Consider the following 17,916-nt stretch of genomic DNA (forward strand, 5'->3'; position numbering starts at 1 on the left):
GCGCGGGCCGGACGACCCCGCGGGGTAGGGTCCCGCTTTCCTGCGCGTCATGTGCGCGTTACCCATGATTCAACCGCGGTTGCGAACCTTGCCGAATGCAGCCCGCCGTGCCACAAACCCCCGGCCGGAGACTACGCGCCGCCCCGGCACCCGTCTCCGACGAGCCCCCCGTGCCCGCGGCGCGGCACCATGGACGTATGAACCGGCCTCCCAGCGCTCAGGCAGCCGACGATCCGCATCCGGACCGGTCCCTGGACCCATGGGGAACGCCCCGGCCGCAGCCCTCCGTGGGTTCCCTCACGGCGCACCGGCCGCGCACGACCGCCTCCCCGGACGGGCCCGGACTGGAGCCCGACCTGGACGCCGGGCTCGACGGGTACGGCACTGAGCCCGCGGCGGGCCGGGGAGACGGCTACGAGCGCGGCCAGGCGGCGGGGGAGTACGGCGGTGAGGGCGCCGGGGCCGGTGAGGACACCGCGGAGCTGCCCCAGGGGCGCTTCCTGGACCGGGAACGCAGCTGGCTGGCCTTCAACGAGCGGGTGCTGGAGCTGGCGGAGGACCCGGCGACGCCCCTCCTGGAGCGGGCCAACTACCTGGCGATCTTCGCCGGCAACCTCGACGAGTTCTTCATGGTCCGGGTCGCCGGCCTCAAGCGGCGCATCGCCACCGGTGTCGCGACCCGCTCCGCGTCCGGCCTCCAGCCCCGCGAGGTCCTGGAGCTGATCTGGACCCGCTCGCGCGAGCTCATGGCCCGGCACGCGGCCTGCTACCAGCAGGACGTCGCCCCCGAGCTGGCCGAGCGCGGCATCCATCTGATCCGCTGGGCGGAGCTGTCGGAGAAGGAGCAGGGGCGGCTGTTCACCCTGTTCAGGCAGCAGATCTTCCCCGTGCTGACGCCCCTCGCCGTCGACCCCGCGCACCCCTTCCCGTACATCTCCGGGCTGTCGCTCAACCTCGCCGTGGTCGTCCGCAACCCCGTCAGCGGGCACCAGCACTTCGCCCGGGTGAAGGTGCCGCCGCTGCTGTCGCGGTTCCTGGAGGCGTCCCCGCAGCGGTACGTCCCCCTGGAGGACGTCATCGCGGCCCACCTGGAGGAGCTGTTCCCCGGCATGGAGGTGCTCGCGCACCACATGTTCCGGGTGACCCGCAACGAGGACCTCGAAGTCGAGGAGGACGACGCGGAGAATCTGCTCCAGGCCCTGGAGAAGGAGCTGATGCGGCGGCGCTTCGGCCCGCCCGTGCGGCTGGAGGTCGAGGAGACCATCGACCCGTACGTCCTCGATCTGCTGGTCCGCGAGCTCAAGATCACCGATGCCGAGGTCTATCCGCTGCCCGGCCCGCTCGACCTCACCGCGCTGTTCCGGATCGCCGCCCTGGACCGGCCCGAGCTGAAGTTCCCCAAGTTCGTGGCGGGCACCCACCGCGACCTCGCCGAGGTCGAGTCCGCGTCCGCCCCCGACATCTTCGCGGCCCTGCGCGAGCGGGACGTGCTGCTGCACCACCCCTACGACTCCTTCTCCACCTCCGTGCAGGCCTTCCTGGAGCAGGCCGCGGCCGACCCGGACGTGCTGGCCATCAAGCAGACGCTGTACCGCACGTCGGGTGACTCGCCCATCGTGGACGCGTTGATAGACGCCGCCGAGTCCGGCAAGCAGGTCCTCGTCCTCGTGGAGATCAAGGCCCGCTTCGACGAGCAGGCCAACATCAAATGGGCGCGGAAGCTGGAGGAGGCGGGCTGCCACGTCGTCTACGGGCTCGTCGGGCTCAAGACGCACTGCAAGCTGTCGCTGGTGGTCCGCCAGGAGGGCGAGACACTGCGCCGCTACTCCCACGTGGGCACGGGCAACTACCACCCCAAGACCGCCCGGCTGTACGAGGACCTCGGCCTGCTCACCGCGGACCCGCAGGTGGGGGCCGACCTCTCCGACCTCTTCAACCGGCTGTCCGGATACTCGCGCCGCGAGACCTACCGACGGCTGCTGGTGGCCCCCAGATCCCTGCGCGACGGGCTGGTCGCGCGCATCACGAAGGAGACCGCGCACCACCGCGCCGGGCGGCCCGCGTACGTCCGCATCAAGGTCAACTCGATGGTCGACGAGACCGTCATCGACGCCCTGTACCGGGCGTCGATGGCCGGGGTGCCGGTGGACGTGTGGGTGCGCGGCATCTGCGCCCTGCGGCCGGGGGTCGCCGGGCTCTCGGAGAACATCCGGGTGCGCAGCGTCCTCGGCCGCTTCCTGGAGCACTCCCGGGTGTTCGCCTTCGGCAACGGCGGCGAACCCGAGGTGTGGCTCGGCAGCGCCGACATGATGCACCGCAACCTCGACCGGCGCATAGAGGCGCTGGTGCGGGTCACCGACCCCGGGCACCGGGCCTCGCTCGGCAGGCTGCTGGAGCTGGGGATGTCGGACACCACCGAGTCCTGGCACCTCGGCGGGGACGGCGGCTGGACCCGGCGCGCGACGGATGCCGACGGGCAGCCGCTGCGGAACGTTCAGGAGATGCTCATAGACGCCCGGAGGCGCCGGCGTGGTTCAGCGACATGATCCGCCGATTACGGTCGGCGCTCCCTGCGGGCGGGACACGATGACGACGAATTCCCCTGCGGCAACCCGGGCCCCGGGAACCCCGCCTCCTGCTTCCGGAACTGCTTCCGGATCTGCTTCCGGGCCGGCTGCCCCGCGTGCGGGGGACGCGACGGCGGGCGAGGTGCTCGCGGGCTATCTGCACACCCAGGCCACTGAGTTCCTGCGCAGCCTGCGGTCGCACGGCGAGAGCGGCGCCGACGCCGAGGACGCGACCGAGGCCGCGCGGCTGCTGCGCCGGTCGGCCCGGCGCCTCTCCGGTGTCCTGCACGTCTACCGCCCGCTGACCGACACCGCGTGGACGGACCAACTCCGCTCCGAGCTGGTGTGGTTGTCGGAGATCCTCGCCCGCGAGCACGCCTACGCGGCCCGGCTGGCCCGGCTGCGCGGGGCACTGCACCGGCTGTCGGGCGCGGGCACCGGGGAGGCCGAGCCGGACACGGCGGTCGTCGCGCCGCGCGGCGAGTCCGGTGCGGGCGCCCGGGCGCGGACGCGGGAGACGCCCGGCGGCGGGCTGACCGTCGGCGCGGCCCGGGCGGGGGCGCTGCTGGAGCGGCGGCTGACCCTGGCGCGGACGCGGGCGCACTCGGCGGCCCTGCAGGCGCTGGGCTCCTCGCGCTTCCACGCCCTCGCCGACCATGTCGCGGTGCTCGCCTCGGAGGTCCCGCTGGACCCCGCGGCCCACGACCTCCTGGCCCGCCAGGCGCTGGCGCACTTCGTCGACCAGGCGCACCGCCGGCTGGCCGAGGCCGTCGAGACGCTGCCGCTGTCGGTGGCCGGCCATCCGTACAACGCCGAGGCCCTGGCCCACGGTCTCGCCGCGACCCCGGCGGCCGACGCCCCGCCCGCCGAGGGGCGGCAGGACGCCCCCTGGCACCAGGTCCGGCGGCTGGTGCGGCTGCGACGGTACGGCCAGGAGGTGCTGGACGAGCAGGAGCAGACCGAGGTGGAACCGGCGCTGTCCGTGCGGCTGCTGGGGGCGAGCCAGGCCCTGGACCGGCACCGTGACGCGGCGGAGGCCGCGGCGGCCGCCGCGGCCGCGGCCCGCACGCCCCGCATCGCACCCGCCACGGCGTACGCGCTGGGGGTGCTGCACGCCGATCAGCGCCATGACGTGGAGGCCGCCCGCTTCGCCTTCGGCCGGCTCTGGCAGCGGCTGGCGGTGACGACGCCGTGACCGGCCCCGGCGATGCAGATGCGTCGCCGCCGGTCCTGGCGGCGGGCTGCGCGCTGTGGCGGCGGTCCCCCTACGACGGGCGGCTGGAGCTCGGCCTCGTCCACCGCCCGAAGTACGACGACTGGTCCTGGCCGAAGGGCAAGCTCAAGCGCGGCGAGGACGCCCTGGCCGGCGCCCTGCGGGAGGTGCTGGAGGAGACCGGCATGACGTGCGAGCCGGGCCCGGCCCTGCCCACCGCGCACTATCTGGCGGAGGGCCGGCCCAAGGAGGTGCGGTACTGGGCGGCGCGGGCGACGGGCGGCGCGTTCGCGCCGAACCGCGAGGTGGACCGCATCCTGTGGCTGCCCCCGGCGGCGGCCCGCAACCGCCTCACCCACGACCGCGACCGGCGGCTCGTCGACGCGCTGCTGGCCGTCCTGCGGGCGGGGGCGCACGAAGCTTGAGCCCAGGCTTGTCAACTTTTCTCTTGCGCGCTATATAAGAAGGGCGAGGGCATCCCACCGAGTGCCAGAGAAAAGGAGTGACCTGTGATGCTCATGCGGACCGACCCGTTCAGGGACCTCGACCGCCTCACCCGTCAGGTTTTCGGTACCGAGGCCCGCCCCGCGGCCATGCCGATGGACGCCTACCGCGTCGGCGACGAATTCGTGGTCCAGTTCGACCTCCCCGGCGTCGACCCCGAAACGATCGACCTGGACATCGAGCGCAACGTCCTCTCGATCCACGCCGAGCGCCGCAAGACGGCCCCCGAGGGCGCCGAGCTGATCGTCGAGGAGCGGCCCACGGGCACGTTCAGCCGACAGCTGTTCCTGGGCGACACGCTGGAGACCGACCGCATCGACGCCTCCTACGACCTGGGAGTGCTGACGCTGCGCATCCCGGTCGCGGAAGAGGCCAAGCCGCGCAAGATCACGATCTCGGGCGGCGGCGGCCGCAGGCAGCTTGCGGGCTGAGCCAATCAAGCCCGTCCGGCGCTTGAGGACGCGCCCGCAGGGCGCTCGCCGCCGCAGGCGGCACGGACGGCCTGCGGCCGGGGCGCTGCGGGCCGTGTGCCTGCACCCCCGCTGCGCGGCGGTGTCCTCAATCGCCGGACGGGCTGGTTTCGGCTGAGCTCAGCCGAGGACGCGCCCGCGGCGTACGGACCCGCACCGCCTAGCCGCGAGGCGCCACCGCCTCCCACCGCACCGTGACCTCACCCTGCCGCCACCGCCGGGGCCCGTCCGTCAGGGGCCAGTCGGCCTTGAGCGCCGACGCCGTACGGATCCACCGCTGCCGCGAGCTCAGCGCAGCGTACGGCGCCGCGGCCGCCCACGCGCGGTCGAAGTCGCGCAGGAACGCGTGCACCGGCTCGCCCGGCACATTGCGGTGGATGAGCGCCTTCGGCAGTCGTTCGGCCAGGTCGGAGGGGGTGGCCAGGGAGCCGAGCCGGGTCGCGAAGGTGACCGTACGGGGGCCCTCCGGGCCGAGCGCGACCCATACGTGCCGACGGCCGATCTCATCGCACGTGCCCTCGACGAGCAGCCCGTCGGGCGCGAGCCGGGCGCACAGCCGGGCCCACACGGCGGCCACCTCGTCCTCGTCGTACTGCCGCAGCACGTTCGCGGCCCGGATCAGAGCGGGCCGCCGCCCGGCACCGAGCGGCACCTCGAACCCGCCGTGCGCGAAGGACAGCCCCTCCCGCTCGTACGGCTTCGCCGCCGCGACCCGCGCCGGATCGATCTCGACGCCGACGACCTCTGCCGCGTCGCGCACCGTCCGCAGCCGGTCCAGCAGCTCCACCGCGGTCCAGGGGGCCGCCCCGTACCCGAGGTCGACGGCGACGGGGTCGGCGCTGCGGCGCAGCGCGGCGCCGTGCGCGTCGGCGATCCAGCGGTCCATGCGCCGGAGCCGGTTCGGATTGGTCGTCCCACGGGTCGCCGAACCGACGGGACGGCTGTGCGGGGCGGTGCGGGGCGGCATGCCACAGAGCCTAAGCGGTGCGGGGCGCGCCGACGGGCGCCGTTACGCCCGGTACGCCGGAGCCGGCACTTACGTCGCCTTCACAAAAACCTCATTGTTTGCTTGCAAGTACGGACCAAGGGATGTAAAGATCACCTCGAACACATGTGCACTGATATGTCCGATGAACGCCATGGGGGGCAGGGCGTCGGGCGGTGCGCAAAGGGGGCGGGGGGTCACCTGTGGACGCGTTAGACGCGCGCGCATCAAGACGTTCAGGACGGTCGGACCGTTCGGGACGTCGCAGTACGGGGGGAAAGCGCAGGCGGGGGCAGGGCCACCGCAGACGGCGGGTGCTGGCGACCCCGTCCTCCGTCATGTTCGACACCGTGGTGGTCGTGCCGGCGCGCAATGAGGAAGTCGGGGTCCTGATGGCCCTGGACTCGCTGGCGGCCCAGACCTACCGGCCCGATCTCATCGTGGTCGTGGTCAACAACTCCACCGACCGGACCGAGTCCATCGCCCGGGAGTTCGCGAGCCGCCCAGAGGCGCCGTACACGGTCGTGCTCAATCTCCCGGACAACCCGCACAAGAAGGCGGGCGCCCTCAACCACGGCATCCAGTGGCTGAGCCAGGTCGAGGGCGGGCTGACCGCCGCCGCCCGGCATCTGCTGGTCATGGACGCGGACACGAGCCTGCACCACCAGTTCCTCGCCCGCGCGCGGCACGTCATGCGGTCCGATCCGAAGATCGGCGGCCTCAGCGCCACCTGCCTGGGCCGCACGGACCTCTGGAAGAGCCCCTGGCAGCGGTATCTGACGGGCATGCAGATCATCGAGTACGGGCGCTACGCGCGCAGCCGGTACCGCGGCAGCATCCACAGCATGTCGGGCGCCGGCTCCTTCTACCGCACCGAGGCGCTGCTCAGCGTGGTCCGTTGGCGGGGCGACGTGTTCTGGGAGGACCACGCCAACCTCGTCGAGGACTACGAGACGACGATCGCCCTCAAGGAGGCGGGCTGGAAGGTCACGGCCAACCAGCTCTGCATCGCCTACACCGATCTGATGCCCACCCTGCGCGAGCTGATCCAGCAGCGCGAGCGGTGGGGGCGCGGCACCGTGGACACCCTCCGGCGCCGGGGCTGGACCCGGTACACGTGGTTCTCGATCGTCACGATGGTGCTGGGCTTCGCCGGATTCCTCTACACCGTCGGCTGGCTCGCCGTCTGGCTGGGCGTGATGGCCCGGCACGGGTTCCTCTTCGACCCGATCTGGTTCTCACTGATCGCTTTCTGGTCAGTGTTCGCAGGACTCAGGGTGCGCCACCTCGGCTGGAAGGCCGTGGTGGTCGAGGTCCTGATGCTCCCGGGGCTGGTGTTCGCCACCGTGCGCAACTACTGGCTGATCACCTCTGTCATCAAGTCCTACTCCACGCGCGTCAGCGCCTGGAAATAGAGAAGGGGAACGAAAATGAACTACACCGCCGGCGGCGCCGCGGGCGTCGTGACGGGTGGCGCCACCCTCGCGGCCACCGGATCGTCGTCCACCTCGCAGCTGATCCTGGCCGCGAGCGTCGCCCTGGTCTGCGGTGGCCTGGCCACCTACGCCGCCTCGATCCGCCGTCGCCGCCTCGACGCCCGCGCCGCCGGGGAGTAACCCGCCGGGGACGTGACCGTCGGGGAATGAGAGCAGGTGTGTGCGGGGAGCCCGGTGCAAGCGGGCTCCCCGCACACACCGCACGTCTATCACAGCCACCGGACCGCGCTCCTCCGCTCGTGCGCCACCACAAAGGCCTTATACGGGTATACATCCGGTGATAATTCACGCGCAGGAACAGGGAATGGGAGGCGTCCTCCGTAGCGTTGCACTCCGTTGACAGGTGGTGGACGCCCTCCAAGGCGCGCTCCCGAGGCGCCCTGCCAAGGCGCCCTACAAGGTGGACGGAGGACCCGCACGGTGAGCCAGTACGCAGCCCGGCTCGGCAACCGCCGCGGCCGCACACTCGGCCCGTTCACGGGCGCCCCGCGCAGACGGCTCGGGGGAGTCCGCAGACCCCGCCGCATCGCCATGCTCAGCGTCCACACCTCCCCGCTCCACCAGCCGGGCACCGGCGACGCGGGCGGCATGAACGTCTACATCGTGGAGCTGGCCAAGCGACTCGCCGCGATCAACATCGAGGTCGAGATATTCACCCGTGCCACCACCGGCACCCTCCCGCCCGCCGTCGAGCTGGCCCCCGGCGTGCTCGTCCGGCACATCGACGCGGGCCCCTACGAAGGGCTCGCCAAGGAAGAGCTGCCCGCCCAGCTCTGTGCCTTCACCCACGGTGTGATGCAGACCTGGGCGGGTCACCGGCCCGGCCACTACGACCTCGTCCACTCCCACTACTGGCTCTCCGGCCACGTCGGCTGGCTCGCCGCCGAGCGCTGGGGCGTCCCCCTGGTGCACGCCATGCACACCATGGCCAAGGTCAAGAACGCCGCCCTCGCCGAGGGCGACACCCCCGAGCCGGCCGCGCGGGTGATCGGCGAGACGCAGATCGTCCGCGCCGCCGACCGGCTCATCGCCAACACCGACGGCGAGGCCGAGGAGCTGGTGCGGCACTACGAGGCCGACCCCGCCCAGGTCGCCGTCGTCCACCCGGGCGTGAACCTCGACCGCTTCACCCCCGCCGACGGACGCGCCGCCGCCCGCGCCCGGCTGGGCCTGCCCGCCGACGCGCTCGTCCCCCTCTTCGCCGGACGGATCCAGCCGCTCAAGGCCCCCGACATCCTGCTGCGCGCCGTCGGCCACCTCCTCGACCAGCGGCCCGAGCTGCGCTCGCGGATCGTCGTCCCCGTCGTCGGCGGCCCCAGCGGCAGCGGCCTCGCCAAGCCCGAGGGCCTGCAGAAGCTCGCCGCCCGGCTCGGCATCGCCGATGTCGTCCGCTTCCGCCCGCCGGTCGGCCAGGAGCAGCTCGCCGACTGGTACCGCGCCGCGTCCGTGCTGGTCATGCCCTCCTACAGCGAGTCCTTCGGCCTGGTGGCCGCCGAGGCCCAGGCCTGCGGCACCCCGGTCGTCGCGGCCGCCGTGGGCGGCCTGCCGGTGGCCGTGCGGGACGGCGTCAGCGGCTTCCTCGTCGACGGCCACGACCCCGCCGACTACGCCCGGACGCTGAACCGCTTCGCCGACGACGCCACGCTCGCGGACCGGATGGGCGCGGCCGCGGCCACGCACGCACGGTCCTTCGGCTGGGACACCGCGGCCGCCGCCACGGCCGACGTCTACGCGGCGGCGATCCACGAGCGGCGCCGTCGCCTACGCTCGACGCATGTCTGACGCGAACTCCACCCTCGAGCGGACGCTCAGCGACGCCGACCTCGAATGGGAGAGCCCGAGCGACGGTACGTACGTCGTGAAGCTCCCCGGCACCCGCAAGCTGTCGACGACCGTCTCGCTGATCGTCGGCAAGCACTCCCTCTCGGTCAACGCCTTCGTCGTGCGCCGCCCCGACGAGAACCACGAGGCGGTGCACCGCTGGCTCCTGGAGCGGAACACCCGCCTGTACGGGCTGGGTTACGCCATCGACCAGCTCGGCGACATCTACCTCGTCGGCCGCCTGCCGCTGGCCGCCGTGACCCCCGAGGAGATCGACCGCATCCTCGGCACGGTGCTGGAGAACGCCGACGGCAGCTTCAACACCCTGCTGGAGATGGGCTTCGCGAGCGCGATCCGCAAGGAGTACGCGTGGCGCACGTCGCGGGGCGAGTCGACACGCAATCTGGACGCGTTCGCGAACCTGACGCGGGACGAGACGGGGACTCCGAGCCCGTCCGGGGAGCCCGGCGAGCCCGGTGCCGGGGGCGGAGCCCCGGCCTGAAGCCGGTGGGCAGCTAGAGCTGGGCGCTCCACTTTCCGCAGGAAGTTGGACGGCCCGGGACGTCAGTCCCCAGGAGGTCGAGTACGGCCCGCTGGTAGACGGCGTACACCGTGGGCAGCTCGGCGAGGCGGGCGCGCTCGTCGATGCCGTGCAGCCCCCGGTACGGCACCCCGAAACCGGCCGTGGCCGGGATGCCTTCCCCAGCCAGCAGATTGCCGATGTTCGACGGGCCAGCGGTCTTCGCCCGCACCGTGAGGCCCGCCTCGGCGGCAGCACCCAGCAGGGCGGCAGCGGGCTGCTCGTCCTCGGCCAGGCGGAAGGGCGGCCAGATCGCGACAGGGGTGACCTGTGTCGGCTGAGGCGCGGGGAGGTCCGCGTCGAGTTCGGCGACGGCCTTGCGGACAAGGGGGCCTCCGCATCGTGCGCGTCGAAGCCGGGGGTGGTGCGAACGTCGAGGTTGAGGTCGCACCGGTCGGGGGTGACGGAGAAGCCCTGGCCGCCGTGAAAGGAGGTCACCGACCCGGAGTCGCCGTCCACGCCGGGCAGCTCGGCGGCATCCAGCAGGCGTACGAGGTGAGCGGCCCGGGAAATGGCGCCTGCCACCGCCTTGCTCGACCCGGAGTGCCCTGAAGGGGCGCGGACCGTGATGGTGACCCGCCACAGGCCCCGGCCGCCCACCACGATCTCGTCCAGCCCGGGATAGCCGATCATCACCCCGGCCGGGCGGGCGGCGGCCTCATCGTGCCCAGACTGTATTTCCCGTGTCGGACCGCGGGCCGAGGGCCTGGTATCAGGGGGTGGCCGACGTGCCGATGCCGTGCAGCAGGGTGTCGACCACCCGCGTGGCGAGGGTGTCCACGGCGGCGTCCGTGTCCGGTGCTTCGGCCGCTGCCTCGTGGATGAGCGCGTAGTACACGCGCCGCGCCCAGTCCAGATCGGTGTCGGGCCGCAGCAGACCAGCGTCGCGAAGCCGGGTGAACAGCCGCTCGCACTGGGCCAGCACCGCGGCGTGCACGCGCGCGACCTCGGGCGCGTCGGTGGGGAGGGCGCCCATGGCAAAGCCCCATCCGATCTTCACGTGCAGCACGTTCGCGGTGACCTGGTAGAGCGCGACGGCAGGCGGGGCGGTGTCCGGCCGGGCAGCTTCGACGGCGTCGTGGAACCGCTGTGTTGCCCATGCGGCCAGTGCTGCGATCAGGGACTCCCGTGAGGCGAACCGCCGGTGCACGGTGGTCCGGGCGACCCCGGCGGCCTCGGCGATCTGCTCCATCGGCGCCGCCGGGTTCGTGGACAGTACCCGCTCTGCGGCTTCGAGGATCGCGCGGACCGTTCGCTCGGCGTCGGCGCGGAGCGGTTTGGCGGAGGCAGGCAGCGCCATGGGAGTACGGGCCCTTCTGGTTCGGCGGACGGCCCGACGATGGTACGTCCATGTGTCGACTCGCCAGCAAGTTGCAACAGCAGAGTTGCATGTTCTACGTTCTATGCGACATGCAAGATGCTGTTATTTGTGGAGGGACACCATGGATCTGCGACTGAACGGCAAGACCGCCCTGGTCACGGGCGCCAGCCGCGGCATCGGGCTGGCCATCGTCCGGGCCCTGACCGCCGAGGGCGTCCGGGTCATCGCGGCAGCCCGCACTCCCACCCCGGAACTGGAGGCGGCCGGCGCGACGCCGGTAGCGGTGGACCTGTCCGATCCCGCCGGAGCCGAGCGCCTCGTCACCCAGGCCATGGCCGAGTTGGGCGGCATCGACATCCTGGTCAACAACGTCGGCGGTGGTGACGGCGGTCTGAGCGGCGGCTTCCTCGACCTGACGGACGCGCAGTGGGCGCAGGTGGTGGACCTGAACTTCTTCGCGGCCATCCGTGTTACCCGCGCGGCTATGCCCGCCCTGCTGGCCGCTCGCGGCGCGATCGTCAACGTGTCCTCCATAGGCGCCCGCGTCCCGCACGGCGGCCCCATCGCCTACACGACAGCCAAGGCCGCACTGACCGCGTTCAGCAAGGCCCTCGTCCACGAGTTCGGCCCGAAGGGGGTGCGAGTAAACACCGTCTCGCCCGGTCCGGTCCGCACCGACATGTGGGAGAGCCCGACCGGCTACGGCGCTGAGCTGGCCGCATCCATGGGCATCCCGCAAGCCGACCTCCTGGCCGGTCTGCCTACGGCGATGGGCATGCTCATCGACCGGCTCGTCGAACCGGACGAGGTCGCGACCCTCGTCGCATACCTCGCTTCGCCGCTCGCCGCCGCGACCACCGGCGCCGACCACGTCATCGACGGCGGAGCGATCAAGACCACCTGAACACCTTCCTTTCCCCCTTCCCTGTCTCTCCGGTGCGGGTGAGGCTCTCGAAGGTGTCAGCCGTGGCGCCGTAGAGAGAGATGGTGACCTTGTGTGGCGGCATCTCGACCAGTAGTTCGACGTGTTGGTGCAGGCGTGAGCCGTTGGTGAGGATCTCGAGCAGCATGCCCATGCCGTAGGCGTGGCGGTAGGCGTCGGAGAAGTGCGGATCGATGAGGGGCTCGCCCCCGGTGAGATGGCAGTGCTCACAGTTGAAGTTGCAGCCGAGGTTGATTTCCCAGGTGGCGCGGCTGAAGGCGAGGGTTGTCACGGGTCGGACGAGCACGGCTCGGTCGCTGCGCTCGCTGGCGAGGTTGAGCCCCCATGCCTGTTGTGCGGCCTCGACGAGCCACGACGGGACCGCGAGGGCGGCGTCGACCGCGTCGGCGAACTCGCGGTAGTGGGTGCTAGGGATCTGCATGCCAGCCCGTGCGCCGGGGCGGACGATGACGTACTTGGCTTCTTGGGGACTCGCGATGACAGAGTGCATGCGTTCTCCCGATGGTCTGGAGCTGCTCGCTGGGTCTCATCCGGTCAGGCGGAAGAATTCCCTGCGCGACAGGTGAGGGATGGGAACGGGGGGCTCGACACGAGCCTCGCGGCCGAGCAGTCGCAGGTCGCGGGGGCGCATGCCCGGGGGAAGGTTGAACGGGTCCCAGAAGGCGACTTTCAGGAATTCCGGCCTTTCCCGGGGTGGCGCCTCGGGGAGGGTGATGCGCTTGATCTGCGACGGGCTCAGGGGGTTGCATTCCATCAAGTAGGCGTCCCCCGGGGGGCCTTGCGCGACGGGGTGACGGTCCGCTGCGCCTGGGGCGTATCCGACCACGCGCTGAGGGGCTACATCGATGCGCATGGTCCGCCGGATCTGATACGCGGCGGCGTCTATGGGCGGTTCTCCCGGGATGCAAATGCCGCCTGGCAGGCACCACTTGACGTCCGTGCCGGTCAGCAGAAGGAGAATCCGCCCGGACTCATCGGTGATGCGGGCGAGGCCCGTGTGAAGAACCGCCGTTGATCCCAACCACGCCGTTTCCATTGCGTCAACCCAACGTTCCGTGAGCCGGTGGCACCCTCACCCGCCCTGGAGCGTGGGCGGCAGAGGGCTTCCTCGGGGGAGCCTCCCCCGGCAACCTTCCTGGTGGCAGGGGGAGTTGCGCGCCGATCCGGGCGTGGTCCTGCCTGGCGATCCACCCGGAGCGGCACTGAAAGGGAAGGTAGCGCCGCTCACCCGGTGGTTACAAGGGTGCAACGTTGAACCTGTGTAACGGCATATGCCAAAAGCCCCCCACCTGCGAGGATGGGGGGCTGGTCGCGCGCGAGATCGCTCAAATGAGGTGGTCGAACTCCCCCGCCTTGACGCCGAGCAGGAATGCGCGCAGCTTGTCCGGGCTTGTGGTGACAATTACGCCCGGGTCGTCGCTCTCGCGCACCAGGATCGCGTCTTCGGATCGGCCCAGTTCAATGCAGTCGTCTCTATCGCCAGAGAAAGAGGACTTCTGCCACGCAATCTGAGACATGCTATGCCTTCACAGTTGTTTAGCGATCTTATGGATGAAATCCCGCGACTCTTTCGGAGCGAGGGATGTCTTGATTGTGCGGAGGAGGATGCTCCGGTAATTCTCCAGGTGCGATTCAGCATCCAGGGGCACCGACCCGTGTGCCGTGTCCAGCGACACCGTATCCAGTTTCGGAACAGGCCCCGCCGCATATGTGAGGGAGCTGTTAGCGCCTGGGAACGCGCCTGCGGCGAACGGAATGATGCGGACGGAAATGGCGTCGTGATCGCCCATCTCCGCCAGTCTTTCCAGCTGGCGCCGCTGGCCTTCGGCCCCTGGGAAGAGCATGCGCAGAGCCGCTTCGTGGATCACGAAGGTGCAGGGAGTTGCAGGGTCGCGCTCTATTACTCGCTTGCGCTGCATTCGGAATGAGACGCGACGCTGTACGTCCATGGGTGACAGCTCCGGTACGGTCTGCCCGAACAGGGACCGCGCGTATTCCTCAGTCTGAAGCAGGCCGGGGATGTAGACGACTTGCAGAACCGTTAGGCGTACGGCGTGGTGCTCAAGCTCGGCTAGGTCGAGAGCCCCGGCTGATAGCGTTTCGCGGTACTCTTCCCACCATCCCTTCCCGCGCTCCTCGGTCATGCGCGCCAGCGCGTCTACACATTCCGGGTCTGGACATGCGTAGATATTGGCAAGCGTTCTCAGTCGCTCCGCGCTGATGCCGATACGGCCCGCTTCGATGTTGCTGATGCGGGTGCGATCCGCACCAAACTCTTTGCCGGCATCAGCGACAGTGAGACCGCAGTGTTCGCGCATTTTGCGGAGCTCTGCCCCCAATCGGCGCTGTCGAGCCGTGGGCGCCGCTCTAGGTGGCATATACCGTCCTCCCCTGGTCGTTACGCACAGTCTCTCGTGGTCCTTCTTGCGGGTCCACCAGTTGCAGCAGTGTTCCGGAAGTGGTTGCACTGGTGCATCCGCCACCTCTATGGTCCTGTCAGCACCGCGCAGCACGCCGGGAAGACCCGAAGTGCAGCCGCCGCGCGCCCAGTTGGGCCGCCCGGGGGCGGCCGAGCCACGGACGACGTGAGGTGCGCGGCTACGACCGATGGGAGACGACCCATGAGTACAGCCACGCTCAACAGTCCCCGCACCAACGACTACGTACAGGCCGAGCGCTACCGGATCACCGGCCCGGCCATCCCCTCGACGGCGAGACTCGCCCGCGACTCCGTGCGGGCGGTACTGGCCGTGACCGGCCATCCCCACCTGATCGACCCCGCACGCATCTGCGTGTCCGACGCGGTGGCGCATGTCCTTCCCCTCATGTCCGGACCGTCCTTGGCCGTTGCCGTATCCGTGCACCCGGCGCGCGTGATCATCGCGGTGGGGGACGAGGGCAGCGACAGCCGCTCGTCACACCGCACGATGCGGCGCGAGATGGACACGGAGGCCGGGCTGCGGCTTCTCTGCCGACTGACCTACGCGGCGGGTGTGACGAGAACGTGGCACAACAGCCGTATCGCCACGCGCGTGTGGTTCGAGCTTCGTGACGCGAAGGCGGTGCGCGGATGATCGAGCCCGCGCGGATTCCGTGGCGCTTGCGCACTACCGCCTGCGACACCTTCTCCGGACGGAGGTCCTCCCGTGCTCGTCGGTGACGCGTGGCCCGTGGTGATCGGCGCCTTGGTCCTGGCGCTCATTGTTTCCGGGCTGGGCCTGCTCTCCATGTGGTGGTCGACGCCCAACCCCCACCGAGCGCTGATGCCGCCCCCGACCGATGTCCCCGGGGTCAGGTACCGCTGCTGGTGCCACAACGAACCGATCGAGGTGTTGGTCGTCCCGCGCGACGCGGTGGTTCAGCTGCCGTCCGGCCAACACGCTCAGCCCTCGGTGAGGGCCACCGTCCGTCATCGCGTGCGGCCCCGGTCGTCCTCCCGTACCCGGTCGGACGGCAGAAAGGAGGGGGAAATACCTCCCGCGCCGGTGCTGACCTCGTAGGCGCACCCGCCTGCCACAGAGAGAGCGGCAGGCGGGCTACGGCGAACAGGGTGGGAGGCCGGGCCGGAGCCGGCGCCCGCGTGACGACCGGTCAGGCAGCCGCCGTCGGCTCGGCCTCCGGGGCGCCCGCTGAAGACGCGCCCGCCGGGGCCGCGCCCGCCGGGGCCGCGCCCGCCGGAGACGCCGAAGACACCCCCGCCGTCTCCCCCCGCTCCGCCGCCGGCAGATTCCGCATCAGCAGCCAGTACCCCGCGGCAGCGATCGTGCCGATCACCGCGCACCCGGCCCACAGCGTGTCCGCCCCGTAGTGGTCGATCACGGCGCCGCCCGCCAGCGGGGCGACCAGCGCGGCCGCCGACCACGACAGGGTGTAGACGCCCTGGTAGCGGCCGCGGCCGTGGGTGGGGGAGAGGCGGACGACGAGGCCCATCTGGGTGGGGGAATTGATGATCTCCGCCAGGGTCCACACGCAGACCGTCAGCATGTAGACGGCGATCGACCCGGCGAAGGCGGTGAGCCCGAAGCCGTAGCCGGCCAGCAGCGCGGAGATCACCAGCAGCCGCTGCGGGTCGCGGTGCTCGATGAAGCGGGTCACGGGGATCTGCAGCGCCACGATCAGTACGCCGTTGACGGCGATGGCCATGCCGAAGTCACTGCTGGAGAAGCCGTCCGCGCCCATGGCCACCGGCAGGGACACCGAACTCTGCATGAAGAGCAGGGCGATCAGGAAGGACAGCCCGACGACGCCCATGAAGCGCCGGTCGCGCAGCACCGTCCCCATGCCGATCTCGGTCTCGGCCGCGCCGGCCGCGCCCGGCGCCACCGTGGGCCGGGACTCGGGGATCTTGCGGAAGACGAGGATCGCGCACGCCAGCGTCATGGCCGCCTCGCCGAGGAAGCCGATCAGATAGCTGTGCTCGGCGATGAGTCCGGCGGCGAGCGAGGAGAAGGCGAAGCCGAGGTTGATGGCCCAGTAGTTGAGCGCGAACGCCCGCACCCGGTCCTCCGGGGCCACGATGTCCGCCATCATCGCCTGCACCGCGGGCCGGGAGGCGTTGCTCGCCATGCCGACCACGGACGCGACGCCCGCGATGGCCACCGGGTGCTGCATAAAGCCGAGCACCGCCACCGACGCGGCGGTCGAGGTCTGCGCGATGAGGAGGGTGGGACGCCGGCCGAGCCGGTCGGTCATCACGCCCGCGCCGATCGAGGAGACCACGCCGCCGAGCCCGTGCAGGGCGGCGACGAGACCGGCGTAGGAGGCCGAGTAGCCGCGTTCGAGGGTGAGATAGAGGGCCAAAAACGTCGCGACGAAGGCGCCGAGCCGGTTGACGAGGGTGGATGTCCACAGCCACCAGAACTCCCGGGGCAGGCCCGAGACGCTGTCTCTCGCCGCCCGCCTCATGCTCGCTACCGACATCCCGCGACCCCCGATGTGTAAGTGTCTTAATCCGTCGACGCAACTTACACACGCTTGGCGTGTCCGCGCCATTGAATTGACGATCATCGTCAACCGTCCACCGCCTCCGGGGCGTCCGGGCGGCCAGGCGCGGCGGGGGTCCGGGCGGTCTCGGGCGTCGATTACGCTCTTGGGCATGGCCGACGCACCGTACAAGCTGATCCTCCTCCGCCACGGCGAGAGCGACTGGAACGCGAAGAACCTGTTCACCGGCTGGGTGGACGTGAACCTGACGGAGAAGGGCGAGAAGGAGGCAGTCCGCGGCGGTGAGCTGCTGAAGGACGCCGGCCTGCTCCCCGACGTACTGCACACCTCGCTCCAGAAGCGCGCCATCCGCACGGCGCAGCTGGCGCTGGAGTCCGCGGACCGTCACTGGATCCCGGTCCACCGCTCCTGGCGGCTGAACGAGCGTCACTACGGCGCTCTGCAGGGCAAGGACAAGGCGCAGACCCTCGCCGAGTTCGGCGAGGAGCAGTTCATGCTCTGGCGCCGTTCGTACGACACCCCGCCGCCGGTCCTCGAGGACGGCACGGAGTTCTCGCAGAGCGAGGACCCGCGCTACGCGACGATCCCGAGCGAGCTGCGTCCGCGCACCGAGTGCCTCAAGGACGTCGTCGAGCGGATGCTGCCGTACTGGTACGACGGCATCGTCCCGGACCTGCTGGCCGGCCGTACCGTCCTGGTCGCCGCCCACGGCAACAGCCTGCGCGGCCTGGTCAAGCACCTGGACGGCATCTCCGACGCGGACATCACGGGTCTGAACATCCCGACCGGCATCCCGCTCTTCTACGAGCTCGACGCCGACTTCAACCCGGTCAAGCCCGGTGGCACCTACCTCGACCCGGAGGCCGCCAAGGCCGCCATCGAGGCCGTGAAGAACCAGGGCAAGAAGAAGTAACGCCCCTCACGCACCGCCAAGCCCCCTGCCTGCGCTTTTGCCGCGGCCAGGGGGCTTTGTGCTGCCCCGGGAAAGGCCCTGGCGGGCCCGGTGGGCGCAGTGGATCGGTCACCGAATGGAGTAGTGCGAATACGCTCCGGATGCGAGGAACGGATGTGC

19 protein-coding genes and 1 pseudogene are annotated in these 17,916 nt (G+C 70.9%); 11 read left to right on the forward strand and 9 right to left on the reverse strand.

The window, feature by feature from the left end; genetic code table 11:
• Positions 1–197 precede the first annotated feature (197 nt).
• The 4 genes from JO379_RS19780 to JO379_RS19795 all read left to right on the forward strand — a co-directional run bounded on the left by JO379_RS19780 (position 198) and on the right by JO379_RS19795 (position 4,715).
• Positions 198–2,546 (forward strand): RNA degradosome polyphosphate kinase, encoded by a 2,349-nt coding sequence (locus tag JO379_RS19780; protein ID WP_242626195.1) that lies wholly within the window; start codon positions 198–200, stop codon positions 2,544–2,546.
• 40 nt (positions 2,547–2,586) lie between these two features.
• Positions 2,587–3,762 (forward strand): CHAD domain-containing protein, encoded by a 1,176-nt coding sequence (locus JO379_RS19785; RefSeq protein ID WP_209516142.1) that lies wholly within the window; start codon positions 2,587–2,589, stop codon positions 3,760–3,762.
• Positions 3,759–4,205: an NUDIX hydrolase gene (locus JO379_RS19790; protein ID WP_130879294.1), complete on the forward strand. Its 447-nt coding sequence runs from the start codon at positions 3,759–3,761 to the stop codon at positions 4,203–4,205. The genes JO379_RS19785 and JO379_RS19790 overlap by 4 nt, the downstream gene beginning before the upstream one ends.
• Positions 4,206–4,292: 87 nt before the next feature.
• Entirely contained in the window at positions 4,293–4,715 is a 423-nt protein-coding gene (locus tag JO379_RS19795) for an Hsp20/alpha crystallin family protein (protein WP_130879295.1), read from the forward strand.
• A gap of 199 nt (positions 4,716–4,914) precedes the next feature.
• On the opposite strand, the gene JO379_RS19800 is transcribed toward JO379_RS19795, so the two are convergent.
• The gene (locus JO379_RS19800) at positions 4,915–5,721 is read right to left on the reverse strand and encodes a class I SAM-dependent methyltransferase (RefSeq protein WP_209516144.1); all 807 of its coding nucleotides are present in this window, start codon (positions 5,719–5,721) and stop codon (positions 4,915–4,917) included.
• A gap of 356 nt (positions 5,722–6,077) precedes the next feature.
• On the opposite strand from JO379_RS19800, the gene JO379_RS19805 reads away from it, so the two are divergent.
• From JO379_RS19805 to JO379_RS19820, 4 genes are all read left to right on the forward strand, one after another.
• Positions 6,078–7,154, forward strand: coding sequence for a glycosyltransferase family 2 protein (locus tag JO379_RS19805; protein WP_130879297.1), 1,077 nt, complete (start codon positions 6,078–6,080; stop codon positions 7,152–7,154).
• Positions 7,155–7,169: 15 nt separating this feature from the next.
• Positions 7,170–7,355, forward strand: coding sequence for a hypothetical protein (locus tag JO379_RS19810; protein ID WP_130879298.1), 186 nt, complete (start codon positions 7,170–7,172; stop codon positions 7,353–7,355).
• A gap of 300 nt (positions 7,356–7,655) precedes the next feature.
• Entirely contained in the window at positions 7,656–9,017 is a 1,362-nt protein-coding gene (gene mshA, locus JO379_RS19815) for a D-inositol-3-phosphate glycosyltransferase (RefSeq protein ID WP_307842069.1), read from the forward strand.
• Positions 9,010–9,558 (forward strand): type III secretion system chaperone family protein, encoded by a 549-nt coding sequence (locus tag JO379_RS19820; protein WP_130879299.1) that lies wholly within the window; start codon positions 9,010–9,012, stop codon positions 9,556–9,558. Before mshA ends, JO379_RS19820 begins: the two co-directional genes overlap by 8 nt.
• Before the next feature lie 13 nt (positions 9,559–9,571).
• Here the strand turns inward: JO379_RS19820 and JO379_RS34155 are convergent, their stop codons facing one another.
• From JO379_RS34155 to JO379_RS19830, 3 genes and pseudogenes are all read right to left on the reverse strand, one after another.
• A complete protein-coding gene (locus JO379_RS34155; protein ID WP_372449097.1) occupies positions 9,572–10,027 on the reverse strand; it encodes a hypothetical protein in 456 nt (151 codons plus the stop codon).
• Positions 10,027–10,269 (reverse strand): annotated as a pseudogene (locus JO379_RS34160) (peptidase dimerization domain-containing protein); the annotation flags it as partial. The pseudogene JO379_RS34160 and the gene JO379_RS34155, both read right to left, overlap by 1 nt.
• A 79-nt stretch (positions 10,270–10,348) precedes the next feature.
• Positions 10,349–10,936: a TetR/AcrR family transcriptional regulator gene (locus JO379_RS19830; protein ID WP_016645326.1), complete on the reverse strand. Its 588-nt coding sequence runs from the start codon at positions 10,934–10,936 to the stop codon at positions 10,349–10,351.
• 142 nt (positions 10,937–11,078) lie between these two features.
• On the opposite strand from JO379_RS19830, the gene JO379_RS19835 reads away from it, so the two are divergent.
• The gene (locus JO379_RS19835; protein ID WP_130879300.1) at positions 11,079–11,861 is read left to right on the forward strand and encodes an oxidoreductase; all 783 of its coding nucleotides are present in this window, start codon (positions 11,079–11,081) and stop codon (positions 11,859–11,861) included.
• On the opposite strand, the gene JO379_RS19840 is transcribed toward JO379_RS19835, so the two are convergent.
• The 4 genes from JO379_RS19840 to JO379_RS19855 all read right to left on the reverse strand — a co-directional run bounded on the left by JO379_RS19840 (position 11,848) and on the right by JO379_RS19855 (position 14,278).
• The gene (locus tag JO379_RS19840; protein ID WP_209516146.1) at positions 11,848–12,390 is read right to left on the reverse strand and encodes a radical SAM protein; all 543 of its coding nucleotides are present in this window, start codon (positions 12,388–12,390) and stop codon (positions 11,848–11,850) included. The two genes, JO379_RS19835 and JO379_RS19840, sit on opposite strands and share 14 nt — an antisense overlap.
• Positions 12,391–12,426: 36 nt before the next feature.
• Positions 12,427–12,936: an NUDIX hydrolase gene (locus tag JO379_RS19845; protein WP_130879302.1), complete on the reverse strand. Its 510-nt coding sequence runs from the start codon at positions 12,934–12,936 to the stop codon at positions 12,427–12,429.
• A 289-nt stretch (positions 12,937–13,225) separates the two neighbouring features.
• Positions 13,226–13,417: a DUF397 domain-containing protein gene (locus tag JO379_RS19850; RefSeq protein WP_130879303.1), complete on the reverse strand. Its 192-nt coding sequence runs from the start codon at positions 13,415–13,417 to the stop codon at positions 13,226–13,228.
• A 9-nt stretch (positions 13,418–13,426) separates the two neighbouring features.
• Positions 13,427–14,278, reverse strand: coding sequence for a Scr1 family TA system antitoxin-like transcriptional regulator (locus JO379_RS19855; protein WP_130879304.1), 852 nt, complete (start codon positions 14,276–14,278; stop codon positions 13,427–13,429).
• Between the two features lie 243 nt (positions 14,279–14,521).
• On the opposite strand from JO379_RS19855, the gene JO379_RS19860 reads away from it, so the two are divergent.
• The gene (locus JO379_RS19860) at positions 14,522–14,974 is read left to right on the forward strand and encodes a hypothetical protein (protein WP_130879305.1); all 453 of its coding nucleotides are present in this window, start codon (positions 14,522–14,524) and stop codon (positions 14,972–14,974) included.
• A gap of 517 nt (positions 14,975–15,491) precedes the next feature.
• On the opposite strand, the gene JO379_RS19865 is transcribed toward JO379_RS19860, so the two are convergent.
• Positions 15,492–16,820: an MDR family MFS transporter gene (locus JO379_RS19865; protein ID WP_209516148.1), complete on the reverse strand. Its 1,329-nt coding sequence runs from the start codon at positions 16,818–16,820 to the stop codon at positions 15,492–15,494.
• Between the two features lie 175 nt (positions 16,821–16,995).
• Between JO379_RS19865 and JO379_RS19870 the strand changes: the two genes are divergently transcribed.
• Entirely contained in the window at positions 16,996–17,757 is a 762-nt protein-coding gene (locus JO379_RS19870; protein ID WP_130879307.1) for a phosphoglyceromutase, read from the forward strand.
• The last annotated feature ends 159 nt before the right edge of the window (positions 17,758–17,916 follow it).

Source organism: Streptomyces syringium, from assembly GCF_017876625.1.
Classification (GTDB): domain Bacteria; phylum Actinomycetota; class Actinomycetes; order Streptomycetales; family Streptomycetaceae; genus Streptomyces; species Streptomyces syringius.

Coding starts and splice junctions, on each gene's coding strand:
- JO379_RS19855 (WP_130879304.1), bottom strand. CDS start 14,278: ATGCCACCTAGAGCGGCGCCCACGGCTCGACAGCGCCGATTGGGGGCA.
- JO379_RS19835 (WP_130879300.1), top strand. CDS start 11,079: ATGGATCTGCGACTGAACGGCAAGACCGCCCTGGTCACGGGCGCCAGC.
- JO379_RS19820 (WP_130879299.1), top strand. CDS start 9,010: ATGTCTGACGCGAACTCCACCCTCGAGCGGACGCTCAGCGACGCCGAC.
- JO379_RS19785 (WP_209516142.1), top strand. CDS start 2,587: ATGACGACGAATTCCCCTGCGGCAACCCGGGCCCCGGGAACCCCGCCT.
- JO379_RS19865 (WP_209516148.1), bottom strand. CDS start 16,820: ATGTCGGTAGCGAGCATGAGGCGGGCGGCGAGAGACAGCGTCTCGGGC.
- JO379_RS19840 (WP_209516146.1), bottom strand. CDS start 12,390: ATGCACTCTGTCATCGCGAGTCCCCAAGAAGCCAAGTACGTCATCGTC.
- JO379_RS19805 (WP_130879297.1), top strand. CDS start 6,078: ATGTTCGACACCGTGGTGGTCGTGCCGGCGCGCAATGAGGAAGTCGGG.
- JO379_RS19810 (WP_130879298.1), top strand. CDS start 7,170: ATGAACTACACCGCCGGCGGCGCCGCGGGCGTCGTGACGGGTGGCGCC.
- JO379_RS19780 (WP_242626195.1), top strand. CDS start 198: ATGAACCGGCCTCCCAGCGCTCAGGCAGCCGACGATCCGCATCCGGAC.
- JO379_RS19870 (WP_130879307.1), top strand. CDS start 16,996: ATGGCCGACGCACCGTACAAGCTGATCCTCCTCCGCCACGGCGAGAGC.
- JO379_RS19795 (WP_130879295.1), top strand. CDS start 4,293: ATGCTCATGCGGACCGACCCGTTCAGGGACCTCGACCGCCTCACCCGT.
- JO379_RS19800 (WP_209516144.1), bottom strand. CDS start 5,721: ATGCCGCCCCGCACCGCCCCGCACAGCCGTCCCGTCGGTTCGGCGACC.
- JO379_RS19845 (WP_130879302.1), bottom strand. CDS start 12,936: ATGGAAACGGCGTGGTTGGGATCAACGGCGGTTCTTCACACGGGCCTC.
- JO379_RS19850 (WP_130879303.1), bottom strand. CDS start 13,417: ATGTCTCAGATTGCGTGGCAGAAGTCCTCTTTCTCTGGCGATAGAGAC.
- JO379_RS19860 (WP_130879305.1), top strand. CDS start 14,522: ATGAGTACAGCCACGCTCAACAGTCCCCGCACCAACGACTACGTACAG.
- JO379_RS19830 (WP_016645326.1), bottom strand. CDS start 10,936: ATGGCGCTGCCTGCCTCCGCCAAACCGCTCCGCGCCGACGCCGAGCGA.